The 22,619-nt window shown below is 61.4% G+C and carries 21 protein-coding genes; 12 read left to right on the top strand and 9 right to left on the bottom strand.

Annotation, left to right across the window (positions count from 1 at the left end; all coding sequences use genetic code 11):
* Nucleotides 1–29 precede the first annotated feature (29 nt).
* Nucleotides 30–1,382, top strand: a complete 1,353-nt coding sequence (locus ACQKRQ_RS16805) for a dicarboxylate/amino acid:cation symporter (protein WP_132374982.1) — start codon at nt 30–32, stop codon at nt 1,380–1,382.
* 44 nt (nt 1,383–1,426) lie between these two features.
* On the opposite strand, the gene ACQKRQ_RS16810 is transcribed toward ACQKRQ_RS16805, so the two are convergent.
* A complete protein-coding gene (locus ACQKRQ_RS16810; protein WP_427478243.1) occupies nt 1,427–2,257 on the bottom strand; it encodes an MFS transporter in 831 nt (276 codons plus the stop codon).
* Nucleotides 2,257–3,108 carry a methyltransferase domain-containing protein gene (locus ACQKRQ_RS16815; protein ID WP_427478245.1) on the bottom strand — a complete coding sequence of 284 codons (852 nt, stop codon included), beginning with the start codon at nt 3,106–3,108 and terminating at the stop codon, nt 2,257–2,259. Before ACQKRQ_RS16815 ends, ACQKRQ_RS16810 begins: the two co-directional genes overlap by 1 nt.
* 131 nt (nt 3,109–3,239) lie before the next feature.
* On the opposite strand from ACQKRQ_RS16815, the gene ACQKRQ_RS16820 reads away from it, so the two are divergent.
* Nucleotides 3,240–4,175 carry a LysR family transcriptional regulator gene (locus tag ACQKRQ_RS16820; protein WP_427478247.1) on the top strand — a complete coding sequence of 312 codons (936 nt, stop codon included), beginning with the start codon at nt 3,240–3,242 and terminating at the stop codon, nt 4,173–4,175.
* Between the two features lie 139 nt (nt 4,176–4,314).
* Here ACQKRQ_RS16820 and ACQKRQ_RS16825 read toward each other — a convergent pair whose 3' ends face one another.
* Entirely contained in the window at nt 4,315–5,277 is a 963-nt protein-coding gene (locus tag ACQKRQ_RS16825; protein WP_427478249.1) for a GlxA family transcriptional regulator, read from the bottom strand.
* Between the two features lie 110 nt (nt 5,278–5,387).
* Here ACQKRQ_RS16825 and ACQKRQ_RS16830 point away from each other — a divergent pair, with 110 nt between their 5' ends.
* On the top strand, nt 5,388–6,113 hold the full coding sequence (locus ACQKRQ_RS16830; protein WP_427478251.1) for a GNAT family N-acetyltransferase: 726 nt from the start codon (nt 5,388–5,390) through the stop codon (nt 6,111–6,113).
* 97 nt (nt 6,114–6,210) lie between these two features.
* On the opposite strand, the gene ACQKRQ_RS16835 is transcribed toward ACQKRQ_RS16830, so the two are convergent.
* Entirely contained in the window at nt 6,211–6,612 is a 402-nt protein-coding gene (locus ACQKRQ_RS16835) for a hypothetical protein (protein WP_427478367.1), read from the bottom strand.
* Nucleotides 6,613–6,956: 344 nt separating this feature from the next.
* On the opposite strand from ACQKRQ_RS16835, the gene ACQKRQ_RS16840 reads away from it, so the two are divergent.
* On the top strand, nt 6,957–7,265 hold the full coding sequence (locus ACQKRQ_RS16840; RefSeq protein WP_427478253.1) for a DUF4148 domain-containing protein: 309 nt from the start codon (nt 6,957–6,959) through the stop codon (nt 7,263–7,265).
* Between the two features lie 962 nt (nt 7,266–8,227).
* Here the strand turns inward: ACQKRQ_RS16840 and ACQKRQ_RS16845 are convergent.
* A complete protein-coding gene (locus ACQKRQ_RS16845) occupies nt 8,228–9,130 on the bottom strand; it encodes a LysR family transcriptional regulator (protein WP_427478255.1) in 903 nt (300 codons plus the stop codon).
* A gap of 172 nt (nt 9,131–9,302) precedes the next feature.
* Between ACQKRQ_RS16845 and ACQKRQ_RS16850 the strand changes: the two genes are divergently transcribed.
* From ACQKRQ_RS16850 to ACQKRQ_RS16865, 4 genes are all read left to right on the top strand, one after another.
* Nucleotides 9,303–10,556: an MFS transporter gene (locus ACQKRQ_RS16850; RefSeq protein WP_427478257.1), complete on the top strand. Its 1,254-nt coding sequence runs from the start codon at nt 9,303–9,305 to the stop codon at nt 10,554–10,556.
* Between the two features lie 11 nt (nt 10,557–10,567).
* A complete protein-coding gene (locus tag ACQKRQ_RS16855; protein ID WP_427478259.1) occupies nt 10,568–11,455 on the top strand; it encodes an amidohydrolase family protein in 888 nt (295 codons plus the stop codon).
* 231 nt (nt 11,456–11,686) lie between these two features.
* The gene (locus ACQKRQ_RS16860; protein WP_408179238.1) at nt 11,687–13,021 is read left to right on the top strand and encodes an MFS transporter; all 1,335 of its coding nucleotides are present in this window, start codon (nt 11,687–11,689) and stop codon (nt 13,019–13,021) included.
* An 80-nt stretch (nt 13,022–13,101) separates the two neighbouring features.
* Entirely contained in the window at nt 13,102–14,049 is a 948-nt protein-coding gene (locus ACQKRQ_RS16865; protein WP_427478260.1) for a LysR substrate-binding domain-containing protein, read from the top strand.
* Between the two features lie 11 nt (nt 14,050–14,060).
* Here the strand turns inward: ACQKRQ_RS16865 and ACQKRQ_RS16870 are convergent, their stop codons facing one another.
* Nucleotides 14,061–14,864, bottom strand: coding sequence for a class II aldolase/adducin family protein (locus tag ACQKRQ_RS16870; protein ID WP_427478262.1), 804 nt, complete (start codon nt 14,862–14,864; stop codon nt 14,061–14,063).
* A gap of 239 nt (nt 14,865–15,103) precedes the next feature.
* Here ACQKRQ_RS16870 and ACQKRQ_RS16875 point away from each other — a divergent pair, with 239 nt between their 5' ends.
* The 4 genes from ACQKRQ_RS16875 to ACQKRQ_RS16890 all read left to right on the top strand — a co-directional run bounded on the left by ACQKRQ_RS16875 (nt 15,104) and on the right by ACQKRQ_RS16890 (nt 19,291).
* On the top strand, nt 15,104–15,295 hold the full coding sequence (locus ACQKRQ_RS16875) for a hypothetical protein (RefSeq protein WP_408430175.1): 192 nt from the start codon (nt 15,104–15,106) through the stop codon (nt 15,293–15,295).
* A complete protein-coding gene (locus ACQKRQ_RS16880; protein WP_427478264.1) occupies nt 15,295–16,851 on the top strand; it encodes a M81 family metallopeptidase in 1,557 nt (518 codons plus the stop codon). The genes ACQKRQ_RS16875 and ACQKRQ_RS16880 overlap by 1 nt, the downstream gene beginning before the upstream one ends.
* Before the next feature lie 76 nt (nt 16,852–16,927).
* On the top strand, nt 16,928–18,271 hold the full coding sequence (locus ACQKRQ_RS16885) for an MFS transporter (RefSeq protein ID WP_132374997.1): 1,344 nt from the start codon (nt 16,928–16,930) through the stop codon (nt 18,269–18,271).
* Nucleotides 18,272–18,319: 48 nt separating this feature from the next.
* Entirely contained in the window at nt 18,320–19,291 is a 972-nt protein-coding gene (locus ACQKRQ_RS16890) for an ornithine cyclodeaminase family protein (RefSeq protein ID WP_427478266.1), read from the top strand.
* Between the two features lie 72 nt (nt 19,292–19,363).
* Here the strand turns inward: ACQKRQ_RS16890 and ACQKRQ_RS16895 are convergent, their stop codons facing one another.
* From ACQKRQ_RS16895 to ACQKRQ_RS16905, 3 genes are all read right to left on the bottom strand, one after another.
* On the bottom strand, nt 19,364–20,413 hold the full coding sequence (locus ACQKRQ_RS16895; RefSeq protein WP_427478268.1) for a LysR substrate-binding domain-containing protein: 1,050 nt from the start codon (nt 20,411–20,413) through the stop codon (nt 19,364–19,366).
* A gap of 1,028 nt (nt 20,414–21,441) precedes the next feature.
* Nucleotides 21,442–22,113: a DUF429 domain-containing protein gene (locus ACQKRQ_RS16900; protein WP_427478270.1), complete on the bottom strand. Its 672-nt coding sequence runs from the start codon at nt 22,111–22,113 to the stop codon at nt 21,442–21,444.
* A gap of 51 nt (nt 22,114–22,164) precedes the next feature.
* Nucleotides 22,165–22,452 carry a hypothetical protein gene (locus ACQKRQ_RS16905; RefSeq protein WP_427478272.1) on the bottom strand — a complete coding sequence of 96 codons (288 nt, stop codon included), beginning with the start codon at nt 22,450–22,452 and terminating at the stop codon, nt 22,165–22,167.
* Nucleotides 22,453–22,619 lie beyond the last annotated feature (167 nt).

Raw genomic sequence — 22,619 nt, forward strand, 5'->3', positions numbered from 1 at the left:
ACGACTGAAGTGATTGTTTTGGAGCTCAAATGGCTTCGCACAAACCGCTTTACCGATCACTTTATTTTCAGGTAATCGTCGCGATCATCGCCGGCGTTGTGTTGGGAATTTTCGCCCCGCACACTGGCGAGGCGATGAAGCCGCTCGGCGACGCCTTCATCAAACTGATCAAGATGATCATCGCCCCCATCATCTTCTGCACGGTGGTCGTCGGCATCGCCGGCATGGAAGACATGAAGAAGGTGGGCAAGACCGGGGGATTGGCGTTGCTCTACTTCGAGATCGTCAGCGCTCTCGCGCTGGTGGTCGGATTGGTGATCGTCAACCTGGTGCAGCCCGGCGCCGGTATGAACGTGGACCCGAAGACGCTGGACGCGAAGGCCGTGGCTACGATCACCAGCGGGCGGAAGATGGAGAGCACGACCGACTTCCTGATGAACATCATCCCCTCGACCGTGGTCGACGCGTTCGCCAAGGGCGAGATACTTCAGGTTCTGTTGTTCGCGCTCATGTTCGGCTTCGCGTTGCACTCGTTCGGCGGTAGAGGCACATTGATATTCGACTTCGTCGAGAAGATCTCCCATGTGTTCTTCCGCATCGTCGGCTTCATCATGAAAGCGGCGCCGATCGGCGCCTTTGGCGCGATGGCCTTTACCATCGGCAAATACGGCATCGGCAGCATGGTCTCGCTTGGAATGCTGATGCTCACGTTCTATGCGACCTGCCTGTTCTTCATCTTCGTCGTGCTAGGACTGATTGCCCGGTTCCATGGCTTCAGCGTGTGGAAGTTGATCAAATACCTCAAGGAAGAACTGTTTATCGTTCTTGGAACCTCCTCGTCGGAAGCAGCGTTGCCTCGTGTCATGGTGAAGCTGGAGAATCTCGGCGCGAAGAAGTCCGTGGTCGGACTAGTCATTCCAACCGGGTACTCTTTCAATCTCGATGGCACGTCGATCTACCTCACCCTGGCTGCCGTCTTCATCGCCCAGGCGACGAATACGCCGCTTGACCTCACGCATCAGATCACTTTGCTGGCCGTCTTGCTGCTGACCTCCAAAGGCGCTGCGGGCGTTACGGGCAGCGGGTTCATCGTGCTGGCGGCAACGCTGTCCGCGGTCGGACATGTACCGGTTGCAGGCCTTGCGCTGATCCTCGGCATCGACCGCTTCATGTCCGAAGCGCGCGCGTTGACGAACTTCATCGGCAATGCTGTGGCTACGTTGGTGGTCGCCAAGTGGACCCATGAACTGGACGAACCCAGAATGCGCCGGGTCCTGGATAAAGAGACTCCGGAAGAAGCGGACGAGCCGGAAAAGGTGTTTGACCGTACGGACGAACGAATGCCCATTGCTACAGCAGGACCGGGCTCGCACAACATCTAGAGAGCCCGCAAGTTGCCGCATCTATCGACCTGACAGTCGGGAGCTCAGCCGGCGCGTCGTCGGACCAACTGCCGCAGCGACAGCGCGTGCAGCAGGATCGAAACTGGGACCACGAAAGCAGGGGTCAGCACATCCGGATAAGTGCCGGCGCCGATGCTCGTCACGCTCGGAACGAGCAACTGGAAGGGCCCAGGCGAAGTGATCATCCCGAAGGCAATCGCGACGGCGAAGTCGGCGAGGCCGAAGATGTTCCAGGCGATCGCCCCCTTCCGGCCTTGAGCTGTGCCGCTCGCCACGGCGATTGCCGCCGGCACGGCGAACAGGCCGGTCAAGACATCGCCGACGCCCGCCGGCAACGCGAACACGCCTGGCAGCGCCCCATGCAGCCAGGCGGCGAGAGCCCAACCGCCAAATACCCGATAAAGCTGAAGAGCGACAAGCCAGGTCGCCGGCATTCCATCGAGCACCTGCCCTACCCGCCTCGACAACAGCAGCAGCGGCGCGCCGATCATAACGGGCAGGAAGATCGCCAACGGCAACAACGGCAACGCCGAGGCGCTCGTGCGAAAGACGCCATTGATCGCCGCGCTCCAGACGACAGCGAACCACAGCGTGTCTGGAATCATGACCGCTAGCCAGGTCGTGCGGCGTTGGCGCGGCGTCAGTTCCGCGTTTTCGAGCCCGAGCCACAAACCGACTGCAATAAGCCCATGGACCATCAACTGATGAGCGGTGATCGCAACGCCGCTGGTTGGGATTATCGGCTTCCAGTAGATCAACGCAATCCACAGCACGGTCAACGGAACCAGCCAAAGCAGGCTGCGCCAGGCGGGACGCGGCAAGACGATGCCGGCGGGAATAGAGGCGGCGGTCATCACTGGTTCTCCAGGTTGATTCGGGTCTTGGTCAATGCAGCCTCGAACACCGCGGTGAGAATGCCGAGTCGGCCTTCCAGGAGATTTCGCGCCAGGTTGGTGGAAAGCTGCGCGAAGTCCGGCCCCATCACCACGCCGAGATTTGGCGAGGGCGGTGGTCCTGACGCACGCAACTGGGTGAACCAGGCCTTTGCGGCCTCGGTGTCGTTTTGCGATGCCAGCGTGCGGAAGCCCGCCTGTTCAATCGCCTCGCGCGTTGCATCGGCTGTCAGGAGAAAGCTTGTTGTCGACGTGCGCGCCCAGGGAACCGGGTAGTACGGTTCGCTGCCGTTTGCGACGACATCGAACGTCGCGAACCGGCCGGATGGCTTCAGCACGCGTCGAATCTCCCGGTAAAGCCGTGCGCGCTCGGCGATGTTCATCGCGACGTGCTGCAACAATACGGCGTCGAAGCGGCTGCCGTCGAAGGGAAGGTCCAGCGCGCTGGCGGCACGGAACGACACCTGTTCGCTCTGCCCTGTGCGTCGGGTGAGATAGCGCGCGGCATCCACGAACGGTTCGCTCAGGTCGATACCCGTCACCCGGCAGCCATAGGTTGCAGCCAGAAAACGGGCCGGCCCGCCAACGCCGGAACCGACGTCCAGCACGGCCATGTCGGCGGTGATCCCGGCGAGTTCGGCAAGTTCGGCGGTGGCCGCAAGCTCACGGGTGTGAAACTGGTCAAGGGCGCCTAGTTGCTGCGGCGTGAGTTGCTGATCCTCCGGCCCAAAAACTGCGAGCGCGATCTTCAACCGGTCGGTCAGGCCGGTCGCGTGATAGTGATCTCGTACGCCATCAAGTGCATCAGTCATTGCAAGGTTCCTCCACGATCTCAGCGGATTGTTCAGGGCTCGCAAGCCGACACCGGCCCGAGTCCTCATCTGCAGGCGTAGGTGTACCATGGCCTCTCGCGAGCAACTATTCCTCACAATGTTGACGGGCTATGAAGCAGAACTTCACAGTCAGACAGGGCGCGCTCGATGGCGTGGAGGTGTTTCTGAGCGTTGCCCAGCATCGCAGTTTTCGCCGGGCGGCCGCTGAACTCGGAGTGACGCCGTCGGCCGTCAGCCAGACGGTGCGTGTACTTGAAGCACGCATTGGCGCCGCCCTCTTCATACGCACCACGCGTAGCGTCGGCCTGACCGAAGCGGGTGAACGATTTCTTTCGCACGCACAGCCCGCCTTCGAGGCGCTTGTCGCCGCTAGTGAAGTTGCGCGCGGACTTGGCGAGCGGCCCGCCGGGTTGTTACGCCTTTCCGTGCCGCGCGCGGTGGTGCCAATCCTGCTGGAACCGCTGATTGCCTCCTTCTGCCACGCTTATCCCGAGGTCGAAGTGGAGATCGCCGCAAGCAAGGAGTTGATCGATCTTGCGGCGGAAGGATTTGACGCCGGTATCCGGCTGGGTCAGTTCGTCGACGCCGACATGATCGCGGTACCGTTGACGCCACCGTTACGCCTGATCGTCGTCGGCAGCCCGGCCTACTTTGCGGCGCGCAGCCGGCCCATGCACACGGACGATCTGCGTCAACACGCATGTTTGCGATGGCGGCGATCCAGCGGCGCGCTCGCGCTATGGTCTTTCAACGGCAACGGCCAGCCGATCGAGATCGCCGTATCCGGCCCGCTCATCGCCCACGATTTTCCCACCTTGCTCGGCGCGGCAGTCGAAGGGGTAGGCCTTGCGCAACTCCCTGAGCCGATGGCGGCTGAAGGGTTGAGAACGGGGAAACTGGTGCACGTGCTGGAACCGTTCGCGCCGATGATACCCGGCGTGTTTCTCTACTATCCAAGCCGCCGGCAGATCATGCCGAAGCTGCGCGCCTTCATCGATCATGTGAAGAGCCACCCAGCCGGCGATAGCGAAGGCTCGGATACATGATGACTATTGGCGTGCCGGGTTGCACATAGGAAGGTCCAGCAGAGCGGTCGCGCTCTGACGGATGACGGCCGTCTCAGGTCGACCCGCTTGCACCGCTCGCGGCTGGTCGGCATATGTCCGCTGTGATCCGCTCGGGACGCTAGCGCATTTCGGCGCGAAGCTCGCGTACCCCACGGCCGAGCCTCCGACGCAGCAGAGTCCGCAATGTCGCCGAGTCGGCGTAGCCAACCTCGCTCGCAATTTTCTCGAGGTCGTAGCCAATCGAAACGAGGTTTTGCGCCCGCTCGATTCGCAGGTCCTGGAAGAACGCCAGTGGCGACTTACCCAGCACTGCCTCGGTGCGGCGTTGCAACGTGCGGGGTCCGACGGACAATGCAGCCGCTGCCGCCTGAAGCGAAAACCCCGAGGAAAGATTGTCGCGAGCCCATCGCTCGAATCGCGCGACCAATGGATCGGCGTGGGCGAGGTGATCGGGAATGATGTATTCGGCCTGGGAGGAACGCTTGTCGATGAGCATGAAGCGGGCAACGAGCGTCGCGAGTTCGGGGCTTGCCTGACGCAACAACCATAGCGCAAGGTCGAGATGGCCCATCGCGGAACCCGCCGTCACCACGCGATCCGACGCGACGACCATGCGTGAATCATCCAGATTGACGGCCGGATAGCGTTGGCGGAAGAAAGGCGCCAATGACCATGTGGTCGTCGCTTCGCGATTATGCAAAAGCCCGGCTTCGGCCAGCAGGAAAGTACCGATGCAGGCGGCCGCGATGCCGACGCCGTCAGCATGCCAGGTACGCAGGTACGCCATCGCCTCGCGCACGTCCGGACGCCCCAGCGCCTCGATCAGGCGCTCCGGTTGCCTGACATTCGGCGCAGGCACCACCACCCAATCCGGGCGGGGAACGTTGCTTGCCGGTTCGACTGGAGTCGACAATCCATGCGCGGTACGAATGCGTCTGCGTACGCCAACGAGCCTCACATCGAAGGGCGGTGCGGCGAACCCCTGGGCGGCGGCCAGTTCGTTGGCCGTCGCGAAAGTATCCAGCAGTACCGTGAGCCCGGTGTCGAACAGGCCGTCAAGCGCGAAGATGACGAGTCTCATGTCGCAAATAACTCTATTAATGTCATTTGCGACTATAGCCCCCGCTCCGATCGGACGTCTAGACTGCACAGCCATGCGGCCGCGGTAATGCGCTTGCAAAAGGAGAAGATATGAGTGGTTCGATACAAGCTGACCTCGACCGTCCGATCTGGACGGCCCTCGCAACGAAGCAGGCGCACCTTGGATACGGAGACACGCTTGCCCGTCGATACCACCCCGATGTGGCGCCCTTCGCCGCCCTGGCATTCGAAACCCCTGCGGCATACCAGGCGCTCCTTCAGCTTCTGTTGCCTCACGAGCAGGTAGCTGTCCTGCAATCCGATGAACCGATCGGTCCAATCGACGGGCTTCAAATGACGCGCGTGGGAGTGATCCATCAAATGATCGCCCGGCACCGCGAAGCAAGCGGCATGGACGACCGCGCGGTAAGCCGGATGGGTGACGCGGATGCGAACGACATGCTCGACCTGGTCCAGAAGACCAAGCCCGGCCCCTTCGGCAAGCGAACTCGCGAGATGGGCAACTACATTGGGATTCGCGAGCGCGGGCGTCTAATTGCGATGGCTGGCGAACGGATGTGCGTCGACGGATACGTCGAGATCAGCGCCGTTTGCGTCGCTGAAGACTATCGGGGAAAAGGCCTTGCTGGCCGGCTCGTAAATATCCTGCGTAGAGAAATCGAGCAACGCGGGGAAACGCCGTTTCTCCATGTGTTCAGTGACAACATTTCCGCGATTGGGTTGTATGAGCGGCTTGGCTTCGAATTGCGCCGCACGTTCCATCTTACCCGCGTCGGACATGCAGATTCGCTTCCGACTTCAGTTCCTACGTCCTAGAAAAAGGTCGAAATGGGCTAACCATCGGTTATTCGGCCACCACGTTGGTCGACAGAAGCGAAGCTGTCTTCTCCACAGCAGGTCTACCAGCCGGAGGCTATCCGAAAACTCGAGCCCATGCCGCCCGAAGGCGACGCGCGCGGTTTTCGAAGAGATATGACGCAATCAACGCCAGGAGGCCTGAAATAGCACCCGTCACGATGTGCTCGAGATACGGGATGCGGTAGTGACTCGCGTGCGAATAGGCGTCGCCTACCGTCGTCAGGACGCCGACGACAAGCGCATTGCCGTATCGATGCGCGTAGAGTTTCTCCACAGGTGTGAAGGTCAACAGTACGGCCAGGAGTCCGGTAAGCAGACCGGTATGGAATGCAATCGTCCAGTGGGCAAGGCTCATCACATTGCCCCAACTTCCCGGCATGCAAGTCATGCACGCGCTGGTCGGCTGCCAGAAACGCTGGATGAACAGCCCGGCGCGGCGTTTCCACTCGGTTGACATGATGTATTCCCAACAATGCCGTTGCCACAGCCGACGCCACCACGCGTTTCGTTGGCGCGGTTTCCAGCCGTTTGACCGCATTGCCGTCAACGCCATGGATGCGTCGAATCTGCACGCCGTCGAGGCCGGGTAAGAACGCGTACATGGTCGAATACTACACCGCGATTGGGCGGCCGCCGTCTTGTCCGGAACCGGTATTCAGCCCTTGCGTTTATCGCTGCGACTCCATCGACGACAGGCAGCGAACGAGCGCTTCCTCGTGAAGTGAGCGTCCGGACTAGCCGGCCCATGCCGTCATTCGGGTCGCCGTTGTACAGTGTCGATTGAATGGAAGGAGACGCGATATGGAGAACCCATCGAACAGGTGGCCGACGCTTTGCGCGTTGGTTTTATTGCTCGCTGGCTGCGCGGCGGGCGGCAGCCCGCAAAGCACGACGCACTTGAGCACGTCGCAATGCCGCGACCTGGCCGCGCTCAGGAACAACGCCCCTTTAACGCCGGAGCGAAACCGCAGCGAACTGGCGGCTCTAAGGAAAGCTGGCTACGATCCATCCAGGTGGTTCGACCCGTACTACCCGGATGATCTACAGGCGGCACAGCGCCGGGTCGACAGTTGGTTCCAGGCGGAGTGCCAGCAGGCGCCGCCCGCTTGACGCCAAACTCTAGCGTTGAAGGCCATCGAGAAGGTCGAAAAATTGCAAGGCACCCGTAACCTGATCGCCCACACCGCCGGATGTGACGTAGTGCTGCTAGATGCAATCTGCATACACCGCGTGAAACCTACGAGTTGGAGATAGGCGACTCGCGATCGACGATTTTTCAAGCACCTTTCCGCGCAGCGCATCGAACCGCCTGACGCGGGTCACTCTGCAACAGGTGATTGCGTTCCCTCAGGCCACCCGAAGTGCCATCTAGTCCGATCGCCGGAGGCCTCCAGCGTCAGCCATAGCCGTTATTTCGATAACATATGGAGGCCGACATGCCCGTGACGTGGGGAAACTCGGTATAGTTCGAAAGCGCGGGCATTTCGGTTGCCCCATTCTGAAGGATGTCGATATGATTCCAATCGGTGTAGCAGCCTCAGTACTCAGCGGCGTGAGCAGCGCCATCGGTTCCGGGCTGTCGAAGCTGACAGGCCAAAGCTCCACGAGTGAATCGAGCCAGCCGAGTTTTGCAGCACATCTGAAGGCGGCAACGTCACCGAGCAGTCCAGGCAAAAGCGTCCATCACCTTCACGCGCATGGCGCAGTAAGCGCATTGGCGGATCGGTCGCCATCGTCAGCGCAAGCCACTACCGGTTCCGGTACGACAGCGGTCGGCTCGGTTATCAATATCAGCGCCTAAAATACCACCGCATACGAGTCGACCAGCCGTGTCTGGCCGCATTGTGCCCGGCCAGCGGTCGAATCGATCGTCGTGTGAAGGCGCTCCATCCGCTCGGCGCGGCGCCCCTCATTGAGGTCGACGGCATGTTGCTCGCCGAATCGGCCAATCGCTAAAAGAACCCACTCTCAGCAACGGCACAGCCGCATGCCAATGCACGCACTTCTGAAACCGTTCGCCTGCCAAAGACTTTCAGTCGCAGTGCCACCGCATGAACCCATTGGCTTTCCGTCTACGCCAGTGAGCTTGCAGGGTAAGGCTCAATCAATTCAGCGAAACGGTCTGCAAGCGTCTGCCTTGCACGCGCCGGCCAGATCGCGCTGAGTTCGAAACGCGGCAGCGCGGCGCCGTCGACGATCTCGCACAGCCTTACTCCGCTAAATTGCAGCGCCCGCACCGAACGCGGCAGCAGCGACACACCGCACCCCGCGGCGACGCACGCGAGCACGGTCAGCGACCGGTTCGCGTCCTGCACGATCTCCACCTCGCAATCCGCCTGCCGGAACGCGCTCAGGATGCCCGCGCGAATGTTGGGTAACTGGCCCTGCGGGAACCATACGAGCCCGTGCTGCGCGAGCTCGCGTAACGACACAGTCGCGCCGGCCTGCAACGGAAACGTCGCCGGCAACACCGCGACCAATTGCTCCCGCGCGATCAGCTTCTCCCGCATCTTGCCCGCGACCGCCACCGGCGTATGCAGCAAGCCGATATCGATTTCCCCTTTCTCGAGCGCGCTTGCCTGCTCCGCGTTGCTCATCTCGCGCAACACCAGCTCGACATCCGGCACCGATCCGCGCAACGCCGCGATAGCGCGCGGCAGCACCTCGAACAGCGCCGCCGACGCGAAGCCCACCGTCAGACGCCCTGCCCGTTGCGCGCCGATTTCGCGAGCGCGGTGCGAGGCGGCGTCGATTCTCGCGACGCTCATCCGCACGTCCTCGACGATCGCCAGCCCGGCGGCGGTAAGGTCCGCACCACGCCGCGTCCGGTTGAACAGCTTGACGCCCAGGTCCTTTTCCATGCGCGTGAGCGCCTGACTCAGCGCGGGTTGCGCGATGTTCAGCCGTTCAGCGGCGCGCGTGACGCTGCCTGCATCGGCGACGCAAAGGAAGTACTTCAGGTTGCGCATGTCCATATTAGAACGATATGAAAAATGATCATTTGCATCATATATCTTTATCCACCCGCTCACTAGAATGCCTCCACGTGCGATGAGCGAGCAGAGCGTCGCCACGAAAATATCGACAGCCTTGGACGGGACCAGAGTCAGGCGCCAAAGCGCCAACTCGGGTCGACAGGAGACAAAGATGAACTGGTACCGCGAAATATCGACGCTGGAAAAACGCACGCTGTGGAGCTGCTTTGCCGGATGGGCGCTCGACGGCGTGGACACGCAGCTGTTCAGCCTCGTGATCCCGACCTTGCTAGTCACCTGGGGCATCGGCAAAGGCCAGGCGGGCTTGATCGGCGGCGCAACGTTAGTCGCCGGCGCGTTGGGCGGACTGCTTGCGGGCATGCTGTCGGACCGGTACGGCCGCGTGCGCGCGTTGCAGATCACCGTGATCTGGTTCTCGCTCTTCACCTTTCTCAGCGCCTTCGCGCAGAACTTCGAACAGTTGCTTGTTCTCAAGGCTTTGCAAGGCGTGGGCTTTGGCGGCGAATGGACCGCTGGCGCCGTGCTGTTGAGCGAGACCATGCGCGCGGAGCATCGCGGCAAGGCGATGGGCATCGTGCAAAGCGCGTGGGGTTTTGGCTGGGCGGGCGCAGTGCTTCTGTACACGCTGGTTTTCTCGTTCGTACCGCCGGATTGGGCGTGGCGGTTGCTGTTCGGCATCGGCGTGATTCCGGCCGGCCTCGTGTTTTATCTGCGCCGCAACGTGGTCGAACCGCCACGCGCCGCCGCGCCGGTCGCGTCGCCGAGGCAGGCGCTCCCCGCCGCACGGAATATCTTCGACCGGTCGGTGATTCGCACGACGATCGTGGGCGCGCTGATCGGTGTCGGGGCGCACGGCGGCTATCACGCGATCACGACATGGCTGCCGACTTATCTCAAGACCGAACGGCATCTGTCAGTGCTCGGCACCGGTGGGTATCTTGCCGTCATCATTACGGCGTTCATCTGCGGCTGCTTCGTGAGCGCGTGGCTGCAGGACCGCATCGGCCGCCGGCTCAACGTGATTCTGTTCGCCGTGTGCTGCATCGCGACGGTCAATCTCTATGTCTTCCTGCCGATGGGCGACACCGCCATGCTGTTCCTCAGCTTTCCGCTGGGCCTCTTTGCAGCCGGCATCCCCGCCACGCTCGGCGCACTGTTCAACGAACTTTATCCGCAAGGCATTCGCGGTACCGGCGTGGGCTTTTGCTACAACTTCGGACGGATCGTCTCGGCCGGTTTTCCGGTGCTCGTCGGACACATGGGCAACTCGATGCCGCTCGGCTCGGCGCTCGGCATCGATGCCGGCATTGCCTACGGACTCGTGGTGGTGGCCGCGCTCATGCTGCCGGAAACGAAGAACCGCCGGATCGCGACGGTAACGGCCAACGCCGCGAGCCGCGCATAACGGGGAAACACATGATCGACGAACAGATTCAAACGATGCAGACGCAAGACACTGCGGTGGCGGACCAGTGGTATCACACCAAGGATCAGCGAATCGTCGCAATCGACGCGCATGCCCACGTGTTCGTACGCGGCTTGCCGCTGGCGCGGCAGCGTCGCCATGCGCCGGATTATGACGCAACGGTGGACGCCTACGCGGGTCACTTGCTGTTAAACGGCGTCTCGCACGCCGTGCTCGTGCAACCCAGTTTTCTCGGTACCGACAACTCCTTTTTCCTCGATGTGGCGAAGCGCTATCCGCGGCGTTTTCGTGGGGTGGCGGTCGTGGATTGCGCAGTCACCGATCACGAGCTCGCGCTGCTCGATAGCACAGGCGTGGTGGGTATCCGGTTGAATCTCGTCGGCCTGAAGCTTCCTCAACTGACCGCACCCGACTGGCGGCGGCTGTTCGCGCGTGTCAACGCGCTCGGCTGGCATGTCGAGGTTCACCGTCAAGCCGTGGATTTGCATGCCGTTGTCGGGCCGCTGCTCGAGCAGGGCTGCACGGTGGTCGTGGATCACTTCGGCCGGCCCGATCCGCGCACTGCTGCCGACGATCCAGGCTTCACGTATCTGCTGTCGCTTGCCGCTACCGGACGCGTCTGGGTGAAGCTGTCGGCGGCTTACCGGACCACGGTGAACGACGACGGCACAGCATTGGGCACAGCTCTCGCGAGCCAGCTTCTCGACGCTTACACACCCGCGCGACTGGTGTGGGGCAGCGACTGGCCGCATACGCAGCATCAGCAACTCGTCGATTACACCGCGACCCGTCGTGCGCTCGATCTGTGGGTTCCGGACGCGGCGCAGCGCGAGTCTATTTTGACCAGCTCGGCGCGCACGCTTTATCGATTCGAATAAGCGCTCGACCGCGGCGGCCAATCCGCCGGAGCGGTACATCACAACGGCAGCGATTTCAGCCATGTCGCCGATCTTGCGGGATCGGCCGGAAACGCGATTGCAAAAAGGCGCCAGTTCCATCCTGTGACGTTTGCTCACAAAGTCAATATTTTTCGTGCATTGTCCTCCCACCGGTCACGGCGCTTAATCTCCCTTGAGAGCAACCCGCAACGCGTAGATCTGGGGAAAACCATGGACCTTGAGGCGCTCAAACCCGCGATTTCCGATCGGTTGATGAAACGGATCGCCTGGCGGCTCGCGCCGCTGATGATCCTGATGTACATTGCGAACCAGCTTGACCGCGCAAACATCGGCTATGCAGCGCTGACCATGAACGCCGAACTGCATATGACAGCGGCGCAATACGGTTTCGCGGCAAGCCTGTTTTTCCTTGGCTATATTCTCTTCGAAGTACCGAGCAACCTGTGCATGCATCGGTTTGGCGCCCGGCTGTGGATGACGCGCATCCTGCTGAGCTGGGGTCTGCTCTCCTCGCTGACGAGCTTCGTTCCCGACTCCCGCTGGCTCTACATCGCCCGCTTCTTTCTTGGCGCATTCGAGGCGGGTCTGTTTCCGGGCATGGTGTACTACCTCACGCTGTGGATGCCCGCGCGCAATCGCGTCTGGATGATGTCGCTGTTCGTCACCGCTATCCCGCTGACCGGTGTGCTCGGCGCGCCCGTGTCCACGTGGCTGATGGCACACGCCACCGTGTTCGGCGTGAGCGGCTGGCGCGCGATGATTCTGCTGGAGGGATTGCCCGCGATCATTCTCGGCGTGGTCGCCTATTTCTGGCTGACCGACGACCCTTCCCGCTCGCGGTGGCTTTCCGCCGCTGAAAAGGGCGAAATCGCCGCCGCGCTGGCTGCCGAACGGGCTCAGGCAGCAACCGCCACGTCGTCGTCCGACGTCTCGCGAGCGCTTCGAAATCCGAAAGTCTGGGCCCTCGGCATCGTCTATTTCGGCACCAACGCCGGCATCATCGGCTTGCTCTATTTCCTGCCGCAAGTCATCAAGACGTTTGAAAGCACGTTCGGGGTGAAGTACAGCCTCACGGACGTCGGGCTGATCACGGCGATTCCATTCGGCGTCGCTGTCATCGCGATGCTGATCTGGGGCCGTCTGGTGAGCCGCCACAATGTCGGGGCCTGGCATGTGGCCGGCCCGCTGCTGGTGTGCGCAGCCGCGCTCTCGGTGGCGCTACTGCTGAAGTCTCCCTACCAGTCGATCATTGCGCTTTCGATTGGCGCGTCGGCCTGCTTTTGCAGCATCACGACTTTTTGGCAGTTGCCCAGCCGCATACTCACGGATCGGGCTGCGGCGGCCGGTATCGCGCTGATCACGAGTATCGGCGTATCGTCAGGATTTTTGCTGCCGTATTTTATCGGGTGGGTCAAGGATACGACCGGCACGTTCGTGCTCGCGTTCGTCGGCATTGCAGCGACGATGGTGCTCGCTTCCATCGTGGTCATGCTGCTCGAAACGCGCTGGCGCGAGGTCGGCCTGCGCCGGCTGGCGAGCGAATAGGCGTCGCCTGCGCCTCGCCGCACGAAGGGCTATCATCGGCGTATCCATTGCCCATTCCTTTTCGCCAGCAAGGATTATCGATGCGCCGCGGTGTTCCCAGTCTCAGCGCCCTGCAAGCTTTTGAAGCAGCGGCGCGTCATGAAAGTTTTTCGAAGGCCGCGGCCGAGCTGTCGCAGACGCACGGCGCGGTCTGCAAGAAGGTCAACGAACTCGAGGCGCATCTGGGCATCACGCTCTTCGAGCGAGTCCGTCAGCGGCTGGTATTGTCCGCGGCGGGCGCGGAGTACGCACGGCGGATCCGCGTCCATCTCGACCAGATTCGACGCGATACGCTCGAACTGGTCCGCAAGCAAAGCGAAGTGAAGCTCCAGCTAGCCGTCGGCGTCACATTTGCATCTCAATGGCTGATTCCACGTCTGCATGATTTCTACGAGTCCAATCCGGATCTGCAACTCCACATCATGGGTCGCGACCAGCCGACTTTCTTCGACGATTCGAGTTTCGATGCCGCGATCTATTTTGCGCAGAGCTTGTGGCCTGCAATGCCAGGACAGCCGCTCGTCAGCGACGATGAAATTCTCGCTGTCTGCGCGCCCTCGTTGATCGGTACGCGCGGTACGTTGAGCGGCGCAAGGATCAGCGCGCTGCCCTGGATCCACACCCGCGATCTACCGCGCGCATGGCTTGCATGGTCCGAAACGGCGTGCGCCCAGGTCATCGAACCCAGCACGTCGAACCAGCATTACGACATGTTCATCATGGCGATTAACGCCGCGATTTCCGGACTGGGTGTGGCCTTGCTTCCGCACATCCTGATCGAACGGGAATTGCGCAGCGGTGCACTCGTCCAGATCCACCCTCATTCGATCCCGAATCCGGAGACCGTCTACTACTCGTTTCCAGAGCAGAAACGCGAGTGGGAGCCGCTCAAACGCTTCGATCAATGGCTATGCGCCGCGGTTCGCGACTATCGTGACGGCTGCCGCGACCGCGCGGCAGCTATCGAAGCGACGCTTGCGTCACACTAGCAACATCCGCGTCAGGCGAGTTCGCGCAGATCAGGATTGTCGCGCAGGAGTTGCTGATAGAGTCCCTGGAATCCAAGCCATGCTACATAGTCGGATCCCAGTTGCGCGCGCGTGGCCTGCGCCTGCTCGTCGGAGAGCGGCTCGATCGGGCCGGCCGCCTCGGCCAGTAACTGCACCTGGCAGCAACGCTCCATCGCGATGAAACGATACGCTGCGGCATCGACGGATGAGCCGACCGTCAGCAGCCCATGATTGAGCAGAATCGCGGCGCGCTTCGTGCCCATCGTCTGCGCGATCCGGCGACCCTCTTCAGTGGCGAGCACCACTACGTCGCCACGAAATAGCACGTGATCCTCATGGAAGAGACAGGCTTCCTGATTGAGCGGAGCAAGCAGCCGTGCGCGCGCAGAGAATGCGCGACCGAAAGTCGTGTGTGTATGGGCTGCTGCAACGACATCGGGATTCGCGCCGTGGATGCCGCAGTGAATCGCGGCCGCCGCGGCGTTAACCGGTCCGGTCCCGTGATAAACGTTGGCATCCTCGTCGATGCAAACGAGATCGTCGGGATGAATCGACAAAAAATGCTGTGCGTACGGGTTGACCCAAAACCGATCGTGAAACTCCGGGTCGCGTACCGTGATATGTCCGGCTATGCCTTCGGCGAGCCCGAATCGCGCGAAGATGCGAAATGCGGCAGCGAGTTTGAGCTTGCGATGTTGCCGCTCTTCGTCGAGGCTGGCGAATACAGGCGGCTCCGGCAAGCGTCCGCCAATTGGCTTCGGAATCTGCAACTCGCGGACTTCCGCGTGACCCATGACATGCTCCTTCGTGCTGATTGAAGCATTCATTCTCAGCCGCACGGACCGCACGGTCCATCGACGATTTGTCACAAGTTTGCTTCTTGCGCTCACAAGGTGCGGCCCACTTCCCCATGGCTTGCCGAGATCGGCGCCACTCACGCTTGCGGTGCCCGTGGCTCTTCGAACGTCCCGCATGCATGCCCGCGACCGATCGCGTCCACTGCTTTCGTGCGAGACGGTTAACTCCAATGTGAATGAAGCAATCAGTCGACGTTAACCCGCATGGCATTTTGGCAACCAATACTTTTCACGAGCATGCGAATTCAGATATCGACGCTTGCATGCTCGCGGTCAATCGCCGCGTCGTCGAAAGCAACGCAATGATCCGCCGGGACCCCCCACGTGCGATGCCGATCCGGGTGACGCCGGCGCTGAGGAGTGACTGATGAAAAAACCGCGCATTGCCATTCTTGGCTTCGCGATCGAATCGAACCGGTTTGCGCCGGTGTCCACGCGCGCCGATTTCGTATCGCGTGCCTACTTGCAAGCCTCCGCGCTGCTAGACGACGCACGCAAGGAAGCGCCGGTGATGACGCCGGAAATTCCCGCATTCGTTCGAACGATGGATGCGACCTCTGAGTGGACACCTGTCCCGATCCTCTTTGCCAACGCAGAGTCGGGCGGCCCGGTCGAACACGCATTCTTTGCCGACACGCTGGGCGAATTCGAACAGCGGTTGCGTGCGGCACTGCCGCTCGACGCTGTCTATATCTGTGAGCATGGCGCCGCCATCACGACCGAAGAAGACGATCCCGACGGCGCGGTTTTCACGCTCGTACGCAATATCGTCGGACCCGCGGTGCCGATCGTCGCCACCGTCGACCTGCATGCGAACGTGTCCGACCGGATGGTGAACACCGTCGACGCGTTGGTCTCATACCGCCGCAATCCTCACACCGACATGGCCGAGCGCGGCGCCGAGGCCGCCCGCATCCTGAGCGAATTATTGAATGGCATGCGCACGACTGTCGCGCATGTACGCATGCCCGTCTGCGCGCCACCCACCCAGTTGCTGACCGCCCCGGGAACCGGACCGTATGCGGAAATGATCCGGCGCGCGGAAGCGCTGGACGACCCGCGGATCGTGAATGTCTCGATTGTCGGCGGCTTTGCGTTCGCGGACACGCCGAAGAACGGCTTGACGGTACTCGTGACCACGCGCGGAGATGCACCGCTCGCACATCAAGTGGCCATCGATCTTGTGTCGTATGCGTGGCAAGAGCGTGCCGCATTCACGCCGACGCTGACGCCCCTCGACGACGCGGTGCGCCTCGCCAAAGCGACGAGCGACGATCCTTCGTTAGCGCCCCTGCTACTCGCCGACGTGGCTGACAACCCGGGCGGCGGCGGGCGCGGCAACACGCCGTTCGTGCTCAAGGCGCTGCTTCAGCAGGAGGTGCAAGGGGCGATCCTCGGTGTCGTCACCGATCCGGATCTGGTGGCCGACGCCCACGTGGCGGGCACCGGGCAAGCGCTCGTTGCGCGCTTCAATCGTGCTGAAACCACTGTGTATTCGGAGCCGTTCAACGCGCCGGCCCGAGTGTTGAAACTGCACAACGGCAAAGGTGTCGGCCGACGCGGACAACTGGCGGGCTGCAGCTTTGACCTTGGACCGTGCGCCGCGCTGCAGATCGGCGGCGTGACGGTCATCGTCATCAGCAAGCGACATCAGTGTCACGAGCCGATGTTCTTCGAGATGTTCGGCATCGACATTGCACGTGCGCGCGTCGTCGTATTGAAGTCGCGCGGCCATTTCAGGGCGGCATTCGACGAGTTCTTTTCCGACGCACAGATCGTCAGTGTCGATGCGCCAGGTCTGACTTCCCCGATCCTCGCGCGATTCGATTTCAAGAAGCTGCCGCGGCCCGTCATACCGCTGGACGACATTTCCACGTGGAGTCCGACGGTCCGCACCGTTCTGCCAAGGAGCGACCCGCGATGAACGAATTACCCCGCGAAGACTTGCTGTCTTCACAGCACGCGCAAGGCACGCACCATTGCAACAGAGGATATTCCCAATGAACGATACGCTAGACGTGACGCGAGTCAGACCACAGACCGCCCGGAAGGTCATCTGGCGTCTGGCGCCGCTGCTGATATTGCTCTACATGGTCAACCAGATGGACCGGGCGAACGTCGGCTACGCGGCGTTGACGATGAATCGCGAACTCGGCATGTCGGTCTCCCAGTTCGGGTTGGCCGCCGGCCTCTTCTACGCCGGGTACATTCTCGTTGCGGTGCCGAGCAATCTGCTGCTGGCGCGATTCGGCGCACGGCTGTGGATGACGCGTATTCTCGTCACCTGGGGATTGATCGCTTCGCTGACCGCATTCGTCAACAGCCCTCACATGCTGTACGCGCTGCGCTTTCTCCTCGGCATTGCAGAGTCAGGCTTCTTTCCGGGGATGATTCTGTATGTCACGTTCTGGCTGCCGCGGCAGGAGCGGGTGTGGCTGATGTCGCTGCTCTTTCTCGCCATTCCGCTGTCGAACATGCTGGGTGCACCGATCTCAACTTTCGTCATGGAACATACGCATCTGTTCGGCTGGTCCGGCTGGCGCTCGATGTTCTTCATAGAAGGATTGCCGGCGATCGCGCTCGGTGTCGTCACGTTCATCGTCATGAAGGACCGGCCCGACGACGCCCGGTGGTTGACCGTCGAAGAGCGCGCCGAACTGAGCCATGCGCTCGCGGTGGAGAGACAGGAAGCCCAACGGGTGTCGCCGAAAAGCGCATGGCTTGCGTTGCTCGACCGGCGAGTTCTCGCATTCGGACTGATCTACTTCGGGATCAATATCGGCGTCGTCGCACTGTCGTTCTTCTTGCCGCAGATGGTCGCGGAGTTCTCCCACCTGTACGCTGTCAAATACTCGGTCTTCCAGGTTGGACTGATTACCGCTGTGCCATTCGCGGTGTCGGCGGTGACCATCCTGTTGTGGGGACACTATGCTCGACGTACCGCGCTCAGCGCCTGGCACGTTGCGATTCCAACGGCGATCGGCGGTTTGTCGTTCGCCGCTGCGCTGTTCCTTTCGTCGCCATACGAGGCCATGGCTGCGTTTACGCTCGGCGCGGTCGGCGTCTACACCCCGCATGCCTCGTTCTGGCAGTTGCCTCCGCGCTATCTCAGCAACGCCGCGGCCGCGTCGGGCATCGGCCTCATCAATACGATCGGCACGCTGGCCGGGTTTCTCGGCCCCTATGCTACCGGCTGGCTGCACGACGTTACCGGCTCGTATCGCGTGCCGATGCTCGGTGTTGCGGGACTCATGTGCCTGTCCGCGATGATGGTGCTGTTCGTAGAACGCGCAAACCGTGCGGCATTGCAGCCAGCGCGCGCACCGCAAGGTAGTGCCTCCTGACGCCGGACACACTGCGTTTGCCATTCTCAAGAATCAAGGTGTACCACCATGCGCAATGATGCCAAGCTGATCCTGATCGACAAACACCAGGTCGAGGCCTTGCTGAAGCCTGACGATGTAGTCGACGCGGTACGGGAAGCATTCGCTCTTCACAGCCGCGGCGAGGGCCGTGTGTTTCCTGTTGTCCGAGAGCCACTCGTGACAGGGGGCGTGTTCGGAATCAAATCGGGCGACGTGCAGTCGCAAGGCCTGCTCGGATTCAAGGCCGCGGGGTTTTGGCCTTTAAACCGCGGCTTGGGCGGCGAACCGCACCAGGCCACCATTCTCCTGATCGATCCGAAAACCGGCCGGCCCGTGTGCGTGATCGACGGCAATGCAATCACGACCATGCGCACGGGCGCTGCCGGCGGCTTGGGTTTGACCCTCCTCGCGCGTACGGACAGTGCTCGTCTATGCGTATTTGGCACGGGCGTACAAGCACAAGTGCAGGTCGGATTCGCGATGCGTGTGCTCGAACAGCTTTCCTGCGTTCGCTATATCACCGTGGACGGTGAGCGCGACGTTTCATTTGAAGCCCAGTTCGCCGGACGTTGCGAAGTCCTGCATGCGACCGACCGTAACGCCGCGGTGGCCGACAGCGATGTGGTCGTTACGGCCACGCCGGGCAAGGGGCCACTCTTCGACGCGCATGCAGTGCAACCCGGCACTCATCTCAACTGCGTCGGCGCGGACACCAAAGGCAAACGCGAACTTCCGGAAGATTTGCTGCCGCGCGTCCGCCTTTTTGTCGACGATCGAACCCAGGCACGCGAAATCGGCGAAACACAATGGGCGCCCGACACGCCATGTATCGAGATCGGCGATCTGATCATCGGCCAGGTTCGGATCGATCGGCATCCTGGCGACATCACCCTGTTCGACATGACCGGTATCGCCCTGCAGGATCTGACAGTCGCGCGATTGCTTTACGAGCGTGCCTGCGAAACGGGTACGGCGACCTCGTTGTCGTGGCCTTGGTAGTATCGCCGCTTCACCGGTAGTCAGACCAGGCCCGCGCCGCTCTGATCGGTGCGGGTTCGCGGCCACATCCGGTCAGCCGGCGCTCGCGCGAGCCGTCGATCCGGCAGCACCAGAGCCCTGTGCACGTTTGCCGCTCCTGGATTGTTCGCTGTCACCCGGCAACCAGGGTTGTTGCAACGTCGACGCATGCAGAAGGTCGAGAAAACGCTGAGCGCGCAGTGAGCGTCCATGCCGCGAGTTGATCAGCGCGACGATATCCGCGTCCGGCTGCGTCCACGCTTCGAGCAGCGGGACGAGCCGCCCCGCGTGCAGATGCTCGGCCACGTCCCATTCTGAACGCGAAATTATGCCAAGCCCGGCAAGCGCCCAATCACGCACGGTGCCGCCGTCATTGCTCGTTAGCATCGGCTCGATTCTGACGTTCGCCGGTGTGCCCTGGTCTCTCGGCGTGAAACGCCACATGGTCACGTCTTCATCGTTCTCGCGCAGCGCGATACAGTCATGCGTGAGCAGTTCTTCTGGATGCTTTGGTTCACCGCGACGCGCCAGATAGCTCGGCGCCGCGCACAGGATGCGGCGATTAGGTGCGAGACGCCGGCTGACGAGCGACGAATCGCGCAACTTGCCGATATGCACCATCAGGTCCCACATGTCATCCGAGATGCGCGCGGGGCGATCGGACAGCATCAGACTTGCGCTCACTTCCGGGTAGAGGGCACGAAATTGCGCAATGACAGGCGCGACGTAACGCTGCCCGAAACCGAGCGGCGCAATCACGCGCAGATGGCCGGCCACGGTGCCGCGCCGCGAAGCCAGCGTGTCTGACAAATTGCCAATGTCATCGCAGATCCGGCGCGCGTGGACCGCAAGCAGCTCGCCTTCGTCGGTGAGCACCATGCGCCGGCCCGATCGATCGATCAACCGCATGCCCAACCGGTTTTCCAGAAGACGCAGCCGCTGCGTAACCGCTGGCGGCGTGACATCGAGCTTACGTGCGGCATCCGCTAGCGACAAAGCGCTCGCAAGCGTAATGAAAAAATGCAGGTCCTCGGTCGAAATCATTGACTTGGGTATGAGCGCGGCGATCCGACGATGGTATTCCGTGGCGTTAGCGATCGCCATTATTTTTTTACGCCTGACGTGAGCGATTCCTGTCCATCCGTCTTCGTGTGCGCGCAATGGAGGTGACGGAACCTACGACGGTGGCGGAGATTAAAAGCCAGCGCGCCCACGCAGGGCTGAATCCAGGTCCGTCGCCATTTTCAGAGTATTACGAGCGGTCAGGCAACCAATCGATGCTCGGAGTAAGGCCGGTCCCTGTCATCATAAATTTGCGTCCCTCGCCTACCGTTGGGGCCGCTCCGGGCTTGCGCATTAGTCAATGTTCTTTAGTGGTTGTTCGGTCCTCCACCCCGCTTCGTTCGCCGCTGGAAGAGTACCGCGAATCCAATCGCGACAAGCAAGGCCACCATCAGAACGGCGCTCATGCCTGTCGTGCCGCGCTTGTCAACCGGACCGGACGCAGCGGAAGCCACAGCAGGTGAAGAGCTCTGCGTTTCAACCGGCTTCGGGAGCGCTACGCCAGCGGCACTCCCCTGGCGAACAAGAGAAGCCTCCGACGTTGGGGAGGCCTGAGATGCGATGGAGGGAACTACGTCCGGCATCGGACCGACGGGAGCCATGTCAGTGGATGAAGCCATTGCCGGAGCCTGTGCAGCGGCAGGACTGGCTTCGGCAGACCTGGCCAACGCCTTCCACTTGGCGAATACCGTATCGATGCAGTGAACGTCGGTGCAGGCGTTCCGCGATTGCCTCCACTGAGCGAGTCGTTCGGGTGAAAGCTTTCCACTGCTCAGGAGAGCCTGTTGTTGCGCGGAGATATCGTCGTATTCATTGTTCAGGATGGCGTGGTCGCAGATGACGCGTTCAGCCGGTTGTCGCGTGGTGGCGCATTGAATATCGCTTGCCCATGCTCCGGTTGAACCAAAAGCCGCCACTGATAGCAGCACTGGCCAAAATCGCTGTAGATGCACCGGCCCTCCTTGAAGATGGTTGCTTTGCTAAGACTGCGGTCGCTCGTGAGCGAAATCCTATGCGCCTACAACGGGATCACGAGACCCCGATCGTGCCGTCGCACGAGGCGTGCCACGCTAACCGCGAAAACGGTATTCGCTGGATCCTTTGAGTGTGCCAGCAGGAGCCGGCACAACAATGAACCCACCGAGCTCATCGCCGTACGCCACGAATCTCTCGTCAAGCAAGCAATGTGCTGTCAAGGCACACAGCGCCGCATCCACTTCGTCGATAGATTTCAGCGACGTCGCGTCAATTCCCGCATTTTGAAGAATTGCTCGGCGCTGAGTTCGTTTCTGTTTCGCGGACGCGACCGCGGTCCCTAGAAAAGCGCTGGTGATAGCGTGGGGGAACGTCTCAAAGCAGACTCGATCACCGAGTTCTCCGCCATTGTTGAAGAGGGGAAAATGCGGTGCGAATGCCTGATAGACAAGCTCGCCGTTGAACATCCACTCGTAGAATCCGCTTTTACTGGCCATGGCCGTTGCGCGAGTCGGTGTGGCGAAAGAAAAGATTCGCTGCCGCGCGAGCTCCTTCTCGGCTTGCCTTCCGGCTTCGCCGACTCGCCACAGACAGGGAGCATCGATGCCCACCGCTCCTACCTCGAATTGGAGGCACTTTTCGACCATTTGTTCCGGCGCCTGCGACCGGAGGTTGCACACAATCTGGGTGTCACGCAGGATAACCAGATGATTTCCTTTCCGGTCGCCGCCAATATCGATTCCAGCTACAGCTCGTTGTGACCTCATAGTTCCCTACTCTCAACGGAGCACGCTTACCTCGGTAGCAATAGCCGATGCTTAATCCGTCGAAAACCGCAGAAGCGACCTCGCCTGTTCAAGCAGAGCGTGTGACGCGGCAAACTCATTGCGTCCAGCCATAGTCAATGCGGCTTGTCCTGTGCGCTCGAACAGCTCGTCGTCAGATGTCGCGACGACACTCGCGTCGAGACCAGGACGGTCGTATTGGCGAAAAAATGCGAGCATTTGGGACGCATCGAATTGCGAGTCCTTAGGACCGGACCTGGCTAGAATCTCGGCGGCTGCCGCCAGATGTCGCGTGGCTTGGAGGAAATTAGTGCGGTCCATGACACTTGCCTCATGAGTCAGAGAACCTGATTGAAATCGAAGGCAGCACGATAGCCGCCGACAGATAGTCTATCTCACCGTGCCGCCTTTAGCGCCCAGAGGGTTGCGGCATGTTCGGCCATACCTGGCCGAAAACAATCGTCATCGCGGGATTGCCTGGGTCGGCG

The sequence above is a fragment of the Paraburkholderia sp. NPDC080076 genome, from assembly GCF_050281145.1.
Lineage (GTDB): Bacteria > Pseudomonadota > Gammaproteobacteria > Burkholderiales > Burkholderiaceae > Paraburkholderia.